Consider the following 15,036-nt stretch of genomic DNA (forward strand, 5'->3'; position numbering starts at 1 on the left):
TAGATTTCTGGTCAGGAGCCTTCGGGGCAGCCGTGACCGCGGCGACCGCGAGGCCGAAGGAGCGACCACAGAAGGGCTCGAGCATGAGCAGCGTCACCACCGCCGTCAACCCCGTCCTGCGGGTGGCCCCGGCGGACCCGGCCGCGGCCGCCGCCTACTTCCGCGCCAGCATGGTCTTCCACGCCGACGTCTCCGACGTGGCCGCCGCCCTGGCGGCCGACGGCGACCCCGGGTTCGTCGTCCTGGACTCCCGGTCCACCGCCTCCTGGGACCAGGGCCACATCCCCGGCGCCGTCCACCTGCCCACCGCGCTCATCCCCGAGCAGGCCGAGCAGCTCCTCGACAAGTCCGTGCCCGTCGTCACCTACTGCTGGGGCCCCGGCTGCAACGGCGCCACCCGGGCCGCCCTCGCCCTCGCCGAACTCGGCTTCCAGGTCAAGGAGATGCTCGGCGGCTTCGAGTACTGGGCCCGCGAGGGCTTCGCGTACGAGACCTGGCAGGGCCCCGCTCGCGGCGCCGCCGACCCGCTCACCGCGCCGGTCGACAGCGAGGACTGCGGCTGCTGACAGCGCCCGCCCACAGGTGCCGGGGACACCGATTCCGTACGCCGGCCCGGCGAGGGGGTTGCCGGGGCTGTCGAGGGCGGCGGCCCGGTCCGCCTCGTCGCGTGGCTCGCGCCGGACGAGGCGGACCGGGCACCGCTCAGGCGGGCGGCTGCCGCCGCTCGGTCCGGTTCACAGCCGGGCGAGTTCGTCGACCAGGTCGTCCAGGCCCAGCGAGCCCTGCGAGAGGGCCGCCATGTGCCAGGCCTTGAGGTCGAAGGCGTCGCCGTGGCGCTCGCGCGCCTTCTCGCGGCCCAGCAGCCAGGCCCGTTCGCCCAGCTTGTAGCCGATCGCCTGCCCCGGAATCGTCAGATAGCGCGTCAGCTCGCTCTCCACGAACTCCGCCGGACGGCTGCTGTGCGCCCCGAAGAACTCCTCGGCCAGCTCCGGCGTCCAGCGCTCACCCGGGTGGAACGGCGAGTCCGCCGGAATCTCCAGCTCCAGGTGCATGCCGATGTCGACGATGACGCGGGCCGCGCGCATCATCTGCGCGTCGAGGTAGCCGAGCCGCTCCTCGGGGTCAGTGAGGAAGCCCAGCTCGTCCATCAGCCGCTCCGCGTACAGCGCCCAGCCCTCGCAGTTGGCGCTGACCTGGCCGACGGTGGCCTGGTAGCGGGAGAGCCGGTCCGTGACGTGCACCCACTGCGCCAGCTGGAGGTGATGGCCCGGAACTCCCTCGTGGTACCAGGTCGACACCAGGTCGTAGACCGGGAAGCGGGTCCTGCCCATCGTCGGCAGCCAGGTGCGGCCCGGACGGGAGAAGTCCTCGCTCGGACCGGTGTAGTACGGGGCTGCCGCGCCACCGGGCGGGGCGATACGGGACTCCACCCGGCGCACCCGCTCGGCGAGCTCGAAGTGGGTGCCGTCCAGCTCCTCGATCGCCCGGTCCATCAGGCCCTGGAGCCAGGCCCGCACCTCGTCGACGCCCTCGATGTGCCGGCCGTGCTCGTCGATATGCGCGAGCGCCACCCACGGCGTTTCGGCGCCGGGCAGGATCTTCTCCGCCTCCTGCCGCATCTCGCCGAGGAGACGGTGGAACTCGGACCAGCCGTACGCGTACGCCTCGTCCAGGTCGAGATCGGTGCCGTTGAAGTAGCGCGCCAGCCGGGCATAGCGCTCCCGGCCCACCGTGTTCGGGGCGCCCTCGATGGCCGGGGCGTACACGTCCCGCATCCAGTCCCGCAACTCCACCACGGCCGCGGTCGCCCCGCGGGCCGCCTTGCCCAGCTCGCCGCGCAGCGCCTCGGGGCCCGCGGCGGCGAAGTCCTCGAACCAGCCCCGGCCCGCACCGGTGTCCGCCCACTCGGTGAGCTGCTGCAGGAAGGTGGCGGTCGGACGCGGTGCCGCGTACAGCTTGCGCTCCAGGCCCAGCGTGAGCGACTCGCGGTAACCGGTCAGCGCCGCGGGCACCGCGCGCAGCCGCTCGGCGATGGCCGCCCAGTCCTCCTCGGTCTCGGCCGGGGTGATGGCGAAGATCTCCCGCACCGAGTGCGCGGGCGTGCCCAGGTTGCCGACCGCGCGCAGCCCCTCGTCGGCCTCGTGCACGGCGAGTTCGGCGGTCAGCCGTTCCCGCAGCAGGCGGGCGCACCGGCGCTCGATGTCGCTGTCCGCGCCGGGCTGCCGCTCGGCCTCGTCGAGCCGTGCCAGGGTGGCCCGGGCCAGCTCCGCCAGCGCTTCCTGGCCGGCGGGCGAGAGGTCGGGCAGACGGCTCGAACTCTCCTTCACACCGAGATAGGTACCGGTCACGGGATCGAGGGCGATGAGGTCGTCGACATAGGCGTCGGCGACCGCGCGGGGCAGCGGGCTCTTGGTCTCTGACATGCGGACCATCCTCGTACGGCGCCCGCCGGGCGTCACCCGGATTGAGCCGAGGGCGAAGGCGGGAGCAGCGGGCCGCACTCCCACTGCTGGAAGATCAACCGGGTTTCCACGCGCGCCACTTCCCGCTGCGAGGTGAACTCGTCCAGAACCAGCCGCTGAAGATCGGTCATGTCCGCCACCGCGACATGGACCAGGTAGTCGTCGGGACCGGTGAGGTGGAAGACGGTCCGCGACTCCGGCAGGGCCCGGATCCGGTCCACGAACGGCCCGACCAGCTCCCGCCGATGCGGTCTGACCTGCACGGACAGCAGGGCTTCTAGCCCACGCCCGAGCTTCGCCGGGTCCAGCCGCAATTGATGGCCGAGAATCACCCCCGCCCGCCGCAGCCGGGTCACCCGGTCGAGGCAGGTCGACGGCGCGACCCCGACCTGCGCGGCGAGGTCCCGGTACGTCGTCCGGGCGTCGTTCTGCAACAGCCGCAGCAGATGAAGATCCACCGGATCCAGTACGACAGTTTCGGCCACCGGCCGAACGTAGCACGGTGTTCGCCTCCGGTGACCCGGTCGGCGTTCACTCTTCCGCCCATGGAGATCCCTGTGCGCTCGAGAGCTCTGGCCACCGAAGCCGTGCACGCCGGCCGCGACGACCTCGCCGGTCTGGGCCTGCACGCCCCGCCGATCGACCTGTCCACGACCTACCCCTCCTACGACAGCCGCGGCGAGGCCGCCCGCATCGACGCGTTCGCCGAGACCGGCGCCGATCCGGACGGACCGCCCGTCTACGGACGCCTCGGCAATCCGACCGTCGCCCGCTTCGAGACCGCCCTGGCCCGGCTGGAGGGCACCGACTGCGCGGTGGCGTTCGCCAGCGGCATGGCCGCGCTGAGCGCGGTGCTGCTGGTACGGGCCTCGATGGGCCTGCGCCATGTCGTCGCCGTACGCCCGCTGTACGGATGCAGCGACCACCTGCTGACCGCCGGTCTGCTCGGCTCGGAGGTGACCTGGACGGACCCGGCCGGCATCGAGGACGCGCTGCGTCCCGACACCGGCCTGGTGATGGTGGAGTCCCCGGCCAACCCGACCCTCGCCGAGGTCGACCTGCGTGCCGTCGCCCACGCCTGCGGCTCGGTCCCGCTGCTCGTGGACAACACCTTCGCCACCCCGGTGCTCCAGCGCCCCGCCGAGCAGGGGGCGCGCCTGGTGCTGCACAGCGCGACCAAGTACCTCGGCGGACACGGCGACGTGATGGCGGGCGTGGTGGCCTGCGACGAGGAGCTGGCCGGACGCCTGCGGCAGATCCGGTTCGCCACCGGCGGGGTCCTGCACCCGCTCGCCGGCTACCTGCTGCTGCGCGGCCTGTCCACGCTCCCGGTGCGGGTCCGCGCGGCCTCCGCGACCGCCGCCGAACTGGCCGGCCGCCTCGCCGCCGACCCCCGGGTGACCCGGGTCCACTACCCGGGCATCGGCGGCGCGATGGTCGCCTTCGAGGTGGCGGAAGACCCCCACGAGGTCATCGCCGCGGTCCGCCTGATCACCCCGGCGGTCAGCCTCGGCAGCGTGGACACCCTCATCCAGCACCCGGCGTCCATCAGCCACCGCATCGTGAACGAGGGTGACCGAAGGGACGCCGGGGTGAGCGACCGACTGCTGCGCATGTCGGTGGGCCTGGAGGACGTGGAAGACCTCTGGACGGATCTGGACAACGCCCTGGGCGGGAACCCACCTAGGGGCGCGGGGAACTGCGCGACAAGCCACAGAACACCCGCACCCGCCATACGGCATTAGCTCCTACGGCGCGCGGCCTCTTCCACACCCACCCGCACCTGCGAGGCGAGCCTGGCCGTGATCACCAGCGTGCCCTCCTCGATCTGGTAGTCGAGCGGCAACCCGAGCCCTCGCATGGCAGCCACCATCCCGGTGTTCGACGACTGAGTCACCGCGTACACGCTCTCGCACCCGGCCTCGACAGCCATCCCCACCAGCCTGCGCAGCAACTCCGTCCCGATCCCGCGCCGCTGCCACGCGTCCTCGACCAGCAGCGCGACCTCCGTCTCGTCCCCGTCCCACAGGAGGTGGCCGAGTCCCACGATCCGCCCGGACGCCGTCCGAACCGCGAGCGTCCGCCCGAACCGCGGGCTGAGGAGGTGGTTCAGATACCGGTCCGCGTCACCTACGGGCCCGTGGTACCGCATGCCCAACGTCCGCGACGAGCACCGCTCGTGCATGGCCTTCGCGGCCTCGACATCGCCGGTGTCGGCCCGCCGGACGGTGATGTCGCTGCCCTCCTGCAGCGTCAGCACGTCCTGGCTGCGCGGCACCCGGGGGCCGAGCCGGGCGTCCAGTTCCACCAGGGCCCGCGCCCGCGCGAACTCGGTGGGGGTGAACGGCAGATAGGGCCGCTCCACGGTGATCACTCCGCCCTCGGGGGCCCGCAGCCGCATCACGGTGTCCTCCAGGACGCCCTCCACCGGAACGCCCTCCGGCGCCCGTCCGGCGACCGGCGCTGCGGGCAGCTGGCGGATGGTGCAACGGCCCAGCAACTGGCGTAGCGCGAGCGGCAGTTCCGCCGCGTCCAGGGCGGTGCGGGTGGCGAGGCCCAGGACCCGGGTCGGCGCGTCCACCAGGTCGTGGGCATCGGCGCGCTCGGTCCAGGTGCTGGTGCCGCCCGCCCGGGAGACGGCCCGGGTGATCTCGGCGACCGGGAGGTCGCCGGGGGCGCGCAGCAGGAACTCGTCCACCGTGCCGTCGCCCAGCGGATGGGTCTGGAGGCTCAGGATGTCGACCCGCCGCTCGGCGAGGGCCGTGCAGAGCACGGCCAGGGATCCCGGCTCGTCCTTCACGGTCGTCCGCATCCGCCACAGCGTGCTCTCGCCGGGGGTGCCCCCGGCCGGCTGCTGCGACGAAGGGTCCGACGGCCCGGCCTGCCGCTCAGCGGCGGGCCGGGCACCGGTATCGTCCGTCGGCGGTGCGTGGCCGTGGCGGCGTGACCACCACGTGTGGAACGCGGCCGTGGCGACCAGCAGGACCGCCGACACCAGCAGCAGCTCCGGTCCGTCCGGGCCGTGCCCGACCAGGTTGGCCACGGCGTCCGCCACCGCGACGGCCGTGAAGAGCGCGGCGAGTTCGATGACGTCCCGCCGCCAGTGGTGGACGGGGCGCCCGTGCTTCGCACGCGTCACATCAGACATGTCTCGACTCATGCAGCCACTGTGAAGGAATGGTGTTGCGTGATCACGAACGCTTTGTGTCCGGGCGGTAAAGATCGATTCTGCACCTTTTGTCGTTTCTGTTGCTGTTGTGTCGCTGGCGTCGGCCGACCTCCGCCTCCTGCCCGGTCGTCCGCCCGTGTCCACGCCGGGCCCCGGGCATACGGCGTAGTGGGCTACGTCAGGCGGCCACTTCCGTGACCAGCGTGCTGCGCAGCCGACGGGCCTGGGCCACCAGACGGGAGGAGCCGCCCCGCCCGGCCGTCTGCGCCAGGTGCGGCACCTCGCCCCGCGCACCGGCCCGCTCGGCGCAGTCCGCCGCCAGGGCCAGCAGATCCGCGAGCCCGCGTGGCGGGGCGGGCGGCCGGTCACCGGCGAGGCCGGCGAGCAGGGCGGGCAGCGTGTGCCGGAGTATCTCCCAGACCGTGGAGTTCGCCCCGGTCGCCGCCGCCGTCCGCACGGACTCCACGAGCCGCACCGGCTTGACCGCCCCCCTGCCCATCAGCTCCCCGAGGTCGGCACCCAGCCGCTCCGCGTCGAGCTGTCCCCGTGCGGCCAGCACCAGCAGGGCGTCCACGGCGGCGAGCCGGTCCTCCTCGTGCCGCGCGCCGAGCGCGTACGCGACGCCCAGATGCAGGGCGGGACCTGCCGCGCCGTCCGACTCGGCGAGCCGGGGGAGTATCCCGGCGGCGCCCCGGGTGTCGTCCACGGCCAGCGAGGAGAAGTCCCGCAGCAGCCGGACCGCCACGAGTTCGCGCCGCTCGGGCAGCAGGGCCGTCCAGTGCGGGCGCAGGTCGGCGTCCCAGTGGTAGCAGCGCCAGCGCTCCTGGTAGACGGTCACCGGTCCGCCCAGGGGCTGGAAGTCCGGCGGGAAGTCCTGCTGCAGCTCCGCGAGTTCGCCGGACTCCAACAGGACCCGGGGCCCCACGGTGCGCCGTCGCACGGGTGGCAGGGCCGGCCCGTCGGCGGTGAGCCACTGTGCCAGACGCGTGCCCTCGGGGCTGCCGAGCGCCGCCGCCCGCTGCGCGGCTGCCCCGGCCGCCGTGTGGTCCTGGCGGCGGACCCGCAGCAGTGCCTGGGCGAAGTCGGCGGGCACCACCCGGACGCCGAGCTCGCGGTAGCTGCCGAGCCGGGTGACCAGCTCGTCAGGCTCGAGAATGCCGGTGCTCCAGGTGGGGGTGGACAGGAGGAAGGGCGGCGGATCGGCGTGGACCCGGTGCGCGATCTCCCATATCCGGGCGTTGAAGGCGCGACCGAGAGGGCTGTGCACACAGCCCGCCCCGGACAGCGGGTCCTGGAGCGGCGCACGGAAGCCCTCACCCGGTGACGTGCGCAGCAGGCCCGCGAGGACGACCTCCAGATGACGGTGGCCGAAGAAGCTGCTCGCATGGACGGTGTCGGCGGTGAACCAGCTCAGTCGGCTCACCACCGGTTCGAGGGCTTCCCGCAGGGCGCGCGGGTTTCGGTGGGCATGGCGCACCAAGCCGTCGAGGGTGCGCTCGAAGGCGACCATGTCATCGGCGCCGCCCGCCAGCAACGCCCCCACCTCTTCGGCGAGTTCGGCCGCAGACTCCGCGGCGGGCGCCAGGCGCAACGGCACCGGTACCGGTGGCAGCGCCTCCTCGTACCCCTGCGTCGGGACAGGGACGCTGCCCAGGGCCTCGGCCATCCGGGCACGCAGGACCGGACCGGCCTGTTCGGCGCCGGCGAGGAGTACCTCCCGCACTCGCGGGTCGCCGATCCTCGGCGCGTGCCGCTCCACCAGCTTGACCGCGCGTTCCCGCACCTCGGAGTCCGGGTGCCCGAGGGCCTGTGCCAGGGCGGGCAGCAGCGCGTCGACCCCGGAGGCGTCCTGGGCGAGGACCTTGCCCAGCAGCACGAGCTGGGCCCGCAGCAGCTTCTTCTCGGTGCGGAACAGCACCGCCTCCGACATCTCCGCCAGCCGCCGGGGCGGGAGTTCGCCGGCCAGGGCGAGCCCGGCCAGTACCGACTGGGCGTGCCCGGCGACCGGGGAGGCGGCGTCCGCCGCGAGCGCCGTCCAGTCGGCCACCCGCTCCCGCTCCTCCTGAGGGGTCGGGGCCAGCGCCTGCAACAGCTGGAGGAACACCCGCACGTCGGACGCCCGGCCGCCCCGCAGCAGGCGCGCCACACAGCCGTCCAGCATCGACTTGCGGTCCAGGGTGCCGTCCTCGGTGAGGCGGGCCAGGGACGCGGGCCAGCTGTTGTGTCCCTCCCCGGCGATCCAGCCGAGCACCGAGCCGATGTCCTCGATCTCGAAGAGCGCGGCCACGAGCTCCGCCAGCTGCGGCTCCTGACGGAGCCGGTCGGAGAGGGAGCCCAGGCGCGCCCAGGTGCTGCCGACGTGCCTCAGCCAGCCCTGGAGGTAGGCGTCGGTCGTGGGCACCGGGCAGGCGGCCAGCCGTACCAGGCCCGTCATCAGCTCGAAGGGGACGCGGGCACCGACCGGACGCCGGGCGAGCCGGTGGATGACATCGGCGATCCAGACGAGGTCCCGGTCGGCGAGGGCGTCGACCAGCCGGGCCGGCGAGGCGGACGCCCAGAGGAAGTCGGTCGCCGCCAGCCAGTTCGCCACGGCCGCGGCCCCGGTCTGGCAGGCGGCGCCGGCCAGATGCAGGGCGGGCAGGATGCGCTGCCCCCGCTCGCTCCAGCGGTCCGGACGCAACTCCTTGCGCAGCGCCTTCAACTCGGGGAAGACGTCCCGCCGTTCGGCGTCCGTCATCCCGTCCAGCAGGCTCGCCACCTCGGCGATCCGTCCCGCCCGTACCGCGTCCATCAGCGAACTCATCGCACACCCCCGTCGACTCGTGCCGTCGCCGCTGCCGTCCCCTGCTCAGCCGCGGCGCCGCGCCGCACCATCCGTACCGCCAGGGCGTGCTTGCAGGGTCCGCGCCCGCCCCGGTACTTCCCCCACCACAGGCAGGTGCAGCTCAGCACCCCCGCCTCGTCCCGCACCCGGTGCAGATGGCCGTCCTCCGCGGTCACCGTGCCGAGGGCGCCGTCCAGGGCGACCGCACCCGCCGCCACCAGGGCCCGGGCGGAGCGCAGCCGGGGATTGTGCCGCTCCACGCGCGCGGAGTCGTACGGCAGCTCCCGGTGGAAATGGGCCGCCTCCGCGGTGTCGTAGCCGACCCGGCCCGAGGTGCCCAGGCGGACCAGGGCCGCGCGCACCCGGTCGGGGGCGAGGCCCGAGGCGGCGGCGAGGTCGGTGACGTCGATGCGCGGCTCCCAGGAGAGGAGCACCGAGATCAGCTCCGCGTCCCCGGCGGCCTCGTCGGTGGCGAGCGCGTCGAGGACGCCGCCCTCGCCGGAGAAGCCGCGGGAGGCGTCGGGCGACAGGGTGAGGGTGAGCCGCATCCCCGGGAGCACCATCTCCCAGGCACTGGCGGTCGCCGCCGAACCCGCGCCGACCGCGGGGCCGTACACCCGCAAGGTGGTGGCGTGCCGGAGGACCCGCTGGAGCGCGCTCAGCCGCTCCGGGCCCGGCAGACAGACCGCGCCGGGCACCGCGCGGGTGGTCGGGCGCAGTCCGCGGCCCGCCGGGACCACCCAGCGCGGACCTCCCACCGCGCCGCGCGGTCCGGCCTTCGGCAGCGCGCGCAGGAACCGCACCGCCTCGGCGGCGGGCAGTTCGGCGCGCAGGTCGAAGCCGGCGGCGATCACCTGGGACTCGGCGAATCCGCGCAGCCAGCGGTCGGGGAGCGGGACCTTCTTCTCCACCACCGGCCCGTCCAGCGTGGTCACCGTCAGGTCGTCGGGACCGACGCGCAGGTGCAGCGGATCGTCCGTGCCGATCCTGGACAGCGCCTCGCGCAGCGGGTTGTTGACGTCCACGTTGGTCGTGCCGTGGCCCACCTCGTCGCCGTCCAGGCCCGCCGTCAGCACGTCGAGCCGGGCGTATACGCCGCCGCAGCCGGAGAACGACTCGAAGCGCAGCCGGTCGCCGTTGCCGGTCACCACCGGATCGAGCGAGGCGCGCAACTGCCGCTGGAAGTAGCGCGCCGCCGCCACGTCGGCCACCGCCAGCAGCCCGGCGGAAGCCGCCTGAGGGGCCGTCAGGAACCCCGTGAAGAAGCGGGGATGGTCGGTGGTGCCGGTGGGCGTCGCGCCCCGTGAGGTCTCCAGGCCCAGGCGCCGGCCGTCCGCGGTGGAGTCCAGCACGGAGGGTCGGCGATAGGCCACTGCGTGCAGTGATCGCGTCATGGGAAAACCGTAGAGGCCACCACTGACAACCGGTTCCCACCTGCGAAAACGCCCTCAGCGAGGCCGTCTTGAAGGTGCCGCGCGCCGGGGGATGACGCCGGTGCGCGACACGGGTGAAGGGTACGCCGCCTACTGGCCGACCCGCCCCGGCTGGAGCACCTGGGTGAACAGCACGGTGCCGTCCTGCTCGCGCAGCCGTACCGTCAGCTCGCCGCTGTCGCCGTCGATGTCGACCTCGCCGAAGAACTGGTAGCCGTCGGCGGGGGAGACGTTGGCGACCGCCGGAGCCTTGAGGAAGACCCGCTCCGGCCCGAAGGTGTTGTCGAGCGCGTTGGCGGGGAAGGAGCCGGCGTTCAGCGGACCCGAGACGAACTCCCAGAACGGTGCGAAGTCGGTGAACGTGGCCCGCGAGGGCTGGTAGTGCTGCGCCGAGGTGTAGTGGACGTCGGCGGTCAGCCAGACCGTGCCGGTGATCCGCCGGTGCTTGATGAACCGCAGCAGCTCGGCGATCTGCAGCTCCCGGCCGAGCGGGGCGCCCGGGTCGCCCTGCGCGACCGCCTCGATGTTCGGCTTCCCGTCGCCGGTGTCCGGCACCACCAGGCCGATCGGCATGTCGGAGGCGATGACCTTCCACACCGCCCGGGAGCGGGACAGCTCGCGCTTGAGCCACTCCAGCTGCTCCTGGCCGAGGATGCCCACCGGATCGGTGGTCTGGTCGTCCGGCGAGTTGGCGTTGCGGTAGGTGCGCATGTCCAGCACGAACACGTCCAGCAGCGGGCCGTGGTGCTGGGTGCGGTAGACGCGGCCGTCGGGGCGGCGCAGCGTGGAGATCGGGTAGTACTCCGCGAACGCTTGCCGGGCACGGGCGGCGAGCACGTCGACGCGCTTCTCGGTGTAGCGGGAGTCGCCGAGGATCTCGCCCGGGTACCAGTTGTTGGTGACCTCGTGGTCGTCCCACTGGATGATCGAGGGGACCCGGGCGTTGAAGGCGCGCAGGTTCTCGTCGAGCAGGTTGTAGCGGAAGTTGCCGCGGAACTCCGCCAGCGTCTCGGCGACCTTCGATTTCTCCTCGGTGGTGATGTTCCGCCAGGTCCGGCCGTCGGGCAGGGCCACGGTCGGGCTGATCGGGCCGTCGGCGTAGATGTTGTCACCGCTGCAGAGGAAGAAGTCCGGGTCGAGGCCGGCCATCGTGTCGTAGATGCGGAAGCCGCCGAGGTCGGGGTTGATGCCCCAGCCCTGGCCCGCGAGGTCGCCGGACCAGACGAACCGGACACCGTCGCGCCGCCTGGCCGACGCGGTGCGGAAGGTACCGGTCACCGGCTCGCCGGTGCGGCGCGGGTCGTCGGGGTCGGCGAGCAGGACTCGGTAGTGGATCTGCTCGCCGGAGGGCAGCCCGCGCAGCCGGGTCGTACCGGTGAAGTCGGTGCCCGCGCCGAGCAGGGGGCCGTGCCATCGGCGCGGGTTGCGGAAGGACTCGGTGGCGGACGTCTCGACGATCATCCGGGCGGGCCGGTCGGAGCGGACCCACACCAGGCCCGAGTCCGTCGTCACATCGCCCGTCTGCACGCCCCAGGCCGCCTCGGGCCGTCCGGACAGCGCGAACGCGGGCGCCGCGCCGAGCGTGGTGGGCAGGGACAGGGCCGCGGAGGCGGCGAGCGAGCCGCGCAGAACGCTGCGGCGGCCGGGGAGCGGACGGTGTGACATGGATGAGCCTCCAGGACGGGATCCGGCCAGTGTGCAGTGCCACACCTACTGGGGCGCCGCAGCGCCCACGGAAACCGCAAGTGAACAACTGACCGCCGGGACAGAGGAACCGGCGGCCGGTTCACACCGCCTCGGCCATGGCCCGTACGCCCTCCCGGATCCGGGCCGGGGACAGGTGCGCGTACCCCAGGACCAGCCGTACGTCGTCGTGCTCCCCGCGCGCGTGTGCGCAGTGGGAGAGCAGGCGCACGGCCACGCCGGCCGCGGCCGCGCGCGCCAGGAAGTCCTCCTCGGGCCCGAACCGTTTCGGCAGGACGGCGATCACATGCAGCCCGGCGGCGATGCCCGACACCCGGGACCCCGGGAAGTACTCCTCCAGCGCGGCGACCAGGGCGTCGCGCCGCTCCCGGTAGGCGCGCTGGCAGCGGCGCAACTGCCGGTCGTAGTCCCCGCGCTCCACGAACCGGGCGAACAGCGCCTGGTCGATGGTGGGATGGCCGAGATCCATCGTCCGCTTGCGCTCGACGACGTCGTCGGCGAGCGCCTCCGGGACGAGCAGCCAGCCGAGCCGCAGTCCCGGCGCGAGCGACTTGCTGACCGAGCCCGCGTAGGCCACCCGCTCCGGGTCCAGGCCCTGCAGCGCGCCTACCGGAGCGCGGTCGTAGCGGAAGTCGCCGTCGTAGTCGTCCTCCAGGACGAATCCGTCCACGGACCGCGCCCAGTCCAGCAGTTCGGCGCGGCGCCGCGCGGAGTACGCGATCCCGGTCGGGTACTGGTGCGCGGGGGTGGTCACCACGGACCGGGCGTCCGAGGCCCGCAGCGGGTCGAGGGCGAGGCCCTCCTCGTCCAGGGGCAGCGGCACGGCGGCGACGCCCGCGGCGGCGTAGAGCGCGTTGTGCTGGGGGCTGCCGGGGTCCTCCACGCCGACCGTGCGCATCCCGCGCGCGTGCAGCGCGAAACCGAGCAGCGTCGTCGCCTGCGCCACCCCGGAGACGACCACCAGCCGCTCCGGGTCCGCGACCACACCCCGTCGCCGGGCCAGCAGTTCGGCCAGCGCCGTACGGAGCCGGGGCAGCCCGCGCGGGTCGGGGTAGCCGAGGTCCTGGTGCGGCAGCTCGGCCAGTACGCCCCGCTGCGCCGCGGCCCAGGCGGCGCGCGGGAACAGCGACAGGTCGGGGGTGCCGGGCACGAAGTCGGCCCGGGCGCCCGGAGAGCGCGGCGCGAGGTCGTGCGCACGGGGCCGCGCCGACCGTACGGCACCGCCCACCCAGGTCCCGGCGCCCCGGCCACTGCGCAGATAGCCCTCCGCCGTGAGCTGCTCGTACGCCTCGGTGATCAGCCCCCGGGACACCCCGAGGTCGGCGGCGAGGTCGCGGCTCGAGGGCAGGCGCGTTCCCGGAGTGAGCTGCCCTGAGCGCACCGCCTCCCGCAACGCGGCCTGCAACGCCCGCCCACGCGCGCGGGCCGGCGCGGAGGCGGCGGGCAGCAGCAGTTCCCACGCGGCCGAGCCCGTGCCCGTCCGGGCCGCCTCCGTGTGGTCATCCGGATTGGTCTGTGACGCCGTCATGAAAGTGGACCTTAATCCGGACCGCCGCACTTCCTAGCGTCGCTCCCATGAACTCCACCACGCGCGGGTCCCTGCTCGCCGCGCTCGCCTGTGTCCTCGTCGGAGGGTCCTTCACCGCCAACAGCGTCCTCGGCGACTACCCGTACGCGGGCGGCCAGTTCCTGCGCTACGCCCTGGCCTGTCTGCTGCTCGTCCCGCTCGCCGGCCGGGGCGCCACGGCCCGGCTGAGGAGGCTCACCGCCCGCCAGTGGGGGCGCCTGGCTATGCTCGCGGCCGTCGGCATGGTCGGCTTCAACCTGGCCGTCATCGCCGCCGAACGCACCGCCGAACCGGCCGTCCCGGGCGTGATGGTGGGCTGCGCCCCGGTGGTCGTCGCCGTCCTCGTCCCGCTGCTGGACGGCCGCCGTCCGCAGCGGGTCGTGCTGTACGGGGCCACCCTTGTCGCCGTCGGCGCCCTCACCGTCCAGGGCTGGGGTCGTACGGACGCGGCGGGCATCGCCTTCTCGCTGTGCGCGCTGGTCGGCGAGGTCGGGTTCGCCGTCCTCGCCGTGCCCGTCCTGCGCCCCCTGGGCCCGCGGCTGCTGTCCGCCACGGTGTGCGGTGTCGCCGCCGTCGAGTCCGCGGCGGCCGCGCTGCTCGTCGACGGCACCGGGTGGCTGCGCCGGCCGGACGCCACCGAGACGGCCGCGCTGCTGTGGCAGGCGGTGATCGTCACCGTGATCGGATTCGTCTGCTGGTACATGGGCATGCAGCGGATCGGCGCAGAGCGCGCCACGCTGTTCTCCGGCCTCATCCCGGTCGCCGCGGCCTGCACCGCGCCGCTGGTCGGCACGGGCTCCTACGGCGCCGCCCAGGCCGCGGGCAGCGCCCTGGTCGGCGCCGGAGTCGCCCTGGGATCGGGCGCGTTCGCCCGGCGCGGGTCGGCGGCCGCCGTCTCAGCGGCTGCCGTCGAGGAGCACGCGCGCGACGAGCGCGGGGTCGTCGTTCATCGGGACGTGACCGCAGCCGGGCAGCCGGATCAGCCGCGCGCGGGGGATGATCCGCTTGGCGCGGACCCCCTGGCGGCGGATCAGCACCCGGTCCTTGCTGCCCCAGGCCACGGTGACCGGAAGGCCGGGGAGGTCATCGGTGAACTGGACCGCGTTCCCGGCCCGGAGGGTCTCGGTGAAGCTCGTGGCGTTCGCGAGGGCCAGCGTCTCGGCGACCACGGCCTCGGGTGAACGGCGGTGCGGCCGGGCGTAGATGGTGCTGGTCAGCGCGGTGCGGCCGGCCGCCGTGCGGGACAGCCGCTCCACCAGGGGCAGCGGCATGCCGCGGGCGATCCGCCGCATCGACAGCAACAGGGTGAAGGCGTACCGGCGTTCGGCTTGCGTCCAGAACCCGGCGGGGGACAGGGCGGTGACCGACCGCACGAGCTTTTCCCGGCCGAGTTCCAGGGCGAGCAGCCCGCCCAGCGAGTTGCCCGCGACATGCGGCCGCTCGATCTCCAGCGCCTCGCACAGGGCGCCCAGCGCGGCGGTCATCGTGGGCAGGTCGTGCGCGAGCCCTTCGGGCAGCGCGGGGGACGCGCCGAACCCGGGCAGGTCGACGGCGATCACCTCACGCTCGGTCGCGAGGATGTCCAGCACCGGGTCCCAGGCCTGCCGATGGTGACCTATGCCGTGCAGAAGAAGCAGCGGCTCGCCGCGGCCCACGCGCGCGTAGGAGAGGGTCACGGGCCGCGGGCCCTGCGCGGAGGGGACCTCGAAGGAGACGGTGGCGGACAATGGAGTGCTCCTCGTCTGGGACTCGTCGAACGTCGTAGACAGCTTGTCAGCAATTACTACCGACGGGTAGACCCCGGCGTGCGCCGTTGTCGGCGGCCGTGAACACGGCGTGATTCGAGCGGTGTTCTTTGCGTCTGCGATGCCTCGCCT

General features: G+C 73.8%; 10 protein-coding genes and 1 pseudogene. 3 read left to right on the top strand and 8 right to left on the bottom strand.

Annotation, left to right across the window (positions count from 1 at the left end; all coding sequences use genetic code 11):
- Positions 1 to 83: 83 nt before the first annotated feature.
- Complete coding sequence (locus ACWD11_RS22440) at positions 84 to 566, top strand: rhodanese-like domain-containing protein (protein WP_451284975.1); 483 nt, start codon at positions 84 to 86, stop codon at positions 564 to 566.
- Between the two features lie 168 nt (positions 567 to 734).
- Here the strand turns inward: ACWD11_RS22440 and ACWD11_RS22445 are convergent, their stop codons facing one another.
- Positions 735 to 2,423, bottom strand: a complete 1,689-nt coding sequence (locus ACWD11_RS22445; protein WP_451284977.1) for a DUF885 domain-containing protein — start codon at positions 2,421 to 2,423, stop codon at positions 735 to 737.
- 32 nt (positions 2,424 to 2,455) lie between these two features.
- Positions 2,456 to 2,947 (bottom strand): Lrp/AsnC family transcriptional regulator, encoded by a 492-nt coding sequence (locus ACWD11_RS22450; RefSeq protein WP_389417573.1) that lies wholly within the window; start codon positions 2,945 to 2,947, stop codon positions 2,456 to 2,458.
- A 60-nt stretch (positions 2,948 to 3,007) separates the two neighbouring features.
- Here ACWD11_RS22450 and ACWD11_RS22455 point away from each other — a divergent pair, with 60 nt between their 5' ends.
- Positions 3,008 to 4,207 (top strand): trans-sulfuration enzyme family protein, encoded by a 1,200-nt coding sequence (locus ACWD11_RS22455; RefSeq protein ID WP_451284979.1) that lies wholly within the window; start codon positions 3,008 to 3,010, stop codon positions 4,205 to 4,207.
- Here the strand turns inward: ACWD11_RS22455 and ACWD11_RS22460 are convergent.
- The 5 genes from ACWD11_RS22460 to pdxR all read right to left on the bottom strand — a co-directional run bounded on the left by ACWD11_RS22460 (position 4,204) and on the right by pdxR (position 13,120).
- Entirely contained in the window at positions 4,204 to 5,610 is a 1,407-nt protein-coding gene (locus ACWD11_RS22460) for a GNAT family N-acetyltransferase (protein WP_451284981.1), read from the bottom strand. The two genes, ACWD11_RS22455 and ACWD11_RS22460, sit on opposite strands and share 4 nt — an antisense overlap.
- A gap of 199 nt (positions 5,611 to 5,809) precedes the next feature.
- Complete coding sequence (locus ACWD11_RS22465; protein ID WP_451284983.1) at positions 5,810 to 8,434, bottom strand: DUF7824 domain-containing protein; 2,625 nt, start codon at positions 8,432 to 8,434, stop codon at positions 5,810 to 5,812.
- Positions 8,431 to 9,849, bottom strand: coding sequence for an SWIM zinc finger family protein (locus tag ACWD11_RS22470; RefSeq protein ID WP_389417577.1), 1,419 nt, complete (start codon positions 9,847 to 9,849; stop codon positions 8,431 to 8,433). The genes ACWD11_RS22465 and ACWD11_RS22470 overlap by 4 nt, the downstream gene beginning before the upstream one ends.
- Before the next feature lie 129 nt (positions 9,850 to 9,978).
- Positions 9,979 to 11,553, bottom strand: a complete 1,575-nt coding sequence (locus tag ACWD11_RS22475; RefSeq protein WP_451284986.1) for an alkaline phosphatase D family protein — start codon at positions 11,551 to 11,553, stop codon at positions 9,979 to 9,981.
- A gap of 121 nt (positions 11,554 to 11,674) precedes the next feature.
- Positions 11,675 to 13,120, bottom strand: a complete 1,446-nt coding sequence (gene pdxR, locus ACWD11_RS22480; RefSeq protein WP_451284988.1) for a MocR-like pyridoxine biosynthesis transcription factor PdxR — start codon at positions 13,118 to 13,120, stop codon at positions 11,675 to 11,677.
- Positions 13,121 to 13,167: 47 nt separating this feature from the next.
- On the opposite strand from pdxR, the pseudogene ACWD11_RS22485 reads away from it, so the two are divergent.
- Positions 13,168 to 13,953, top strand: a pseudogene (locus tag ACWD11_RS22485) (DMT family transporter); the annotation flags it as partial.
- A gap of 102 nt (positions 13,954 to 14,055) precedes the next feature.
- Here ACWD11_RS22485 and ACWD11_RS22490 read toward each other — a convergent pair.
- Complete coding sequence (locus ACWD11_RS22490) at positions 14,056 to 14,886, bottom strand: alpha/beta fold hydrolase (protein WP_451284990.1); 831 nt, start codon at positions 14,884 to 14,886, stop codon at positions 14,056 to 14,058.
- Positions 14,887 to 15,036 lie beyond the last annotated feature (150 nt).

Source organism: Streptomyces sp. NPDC002776 (genome assembly GCF_053592195.1).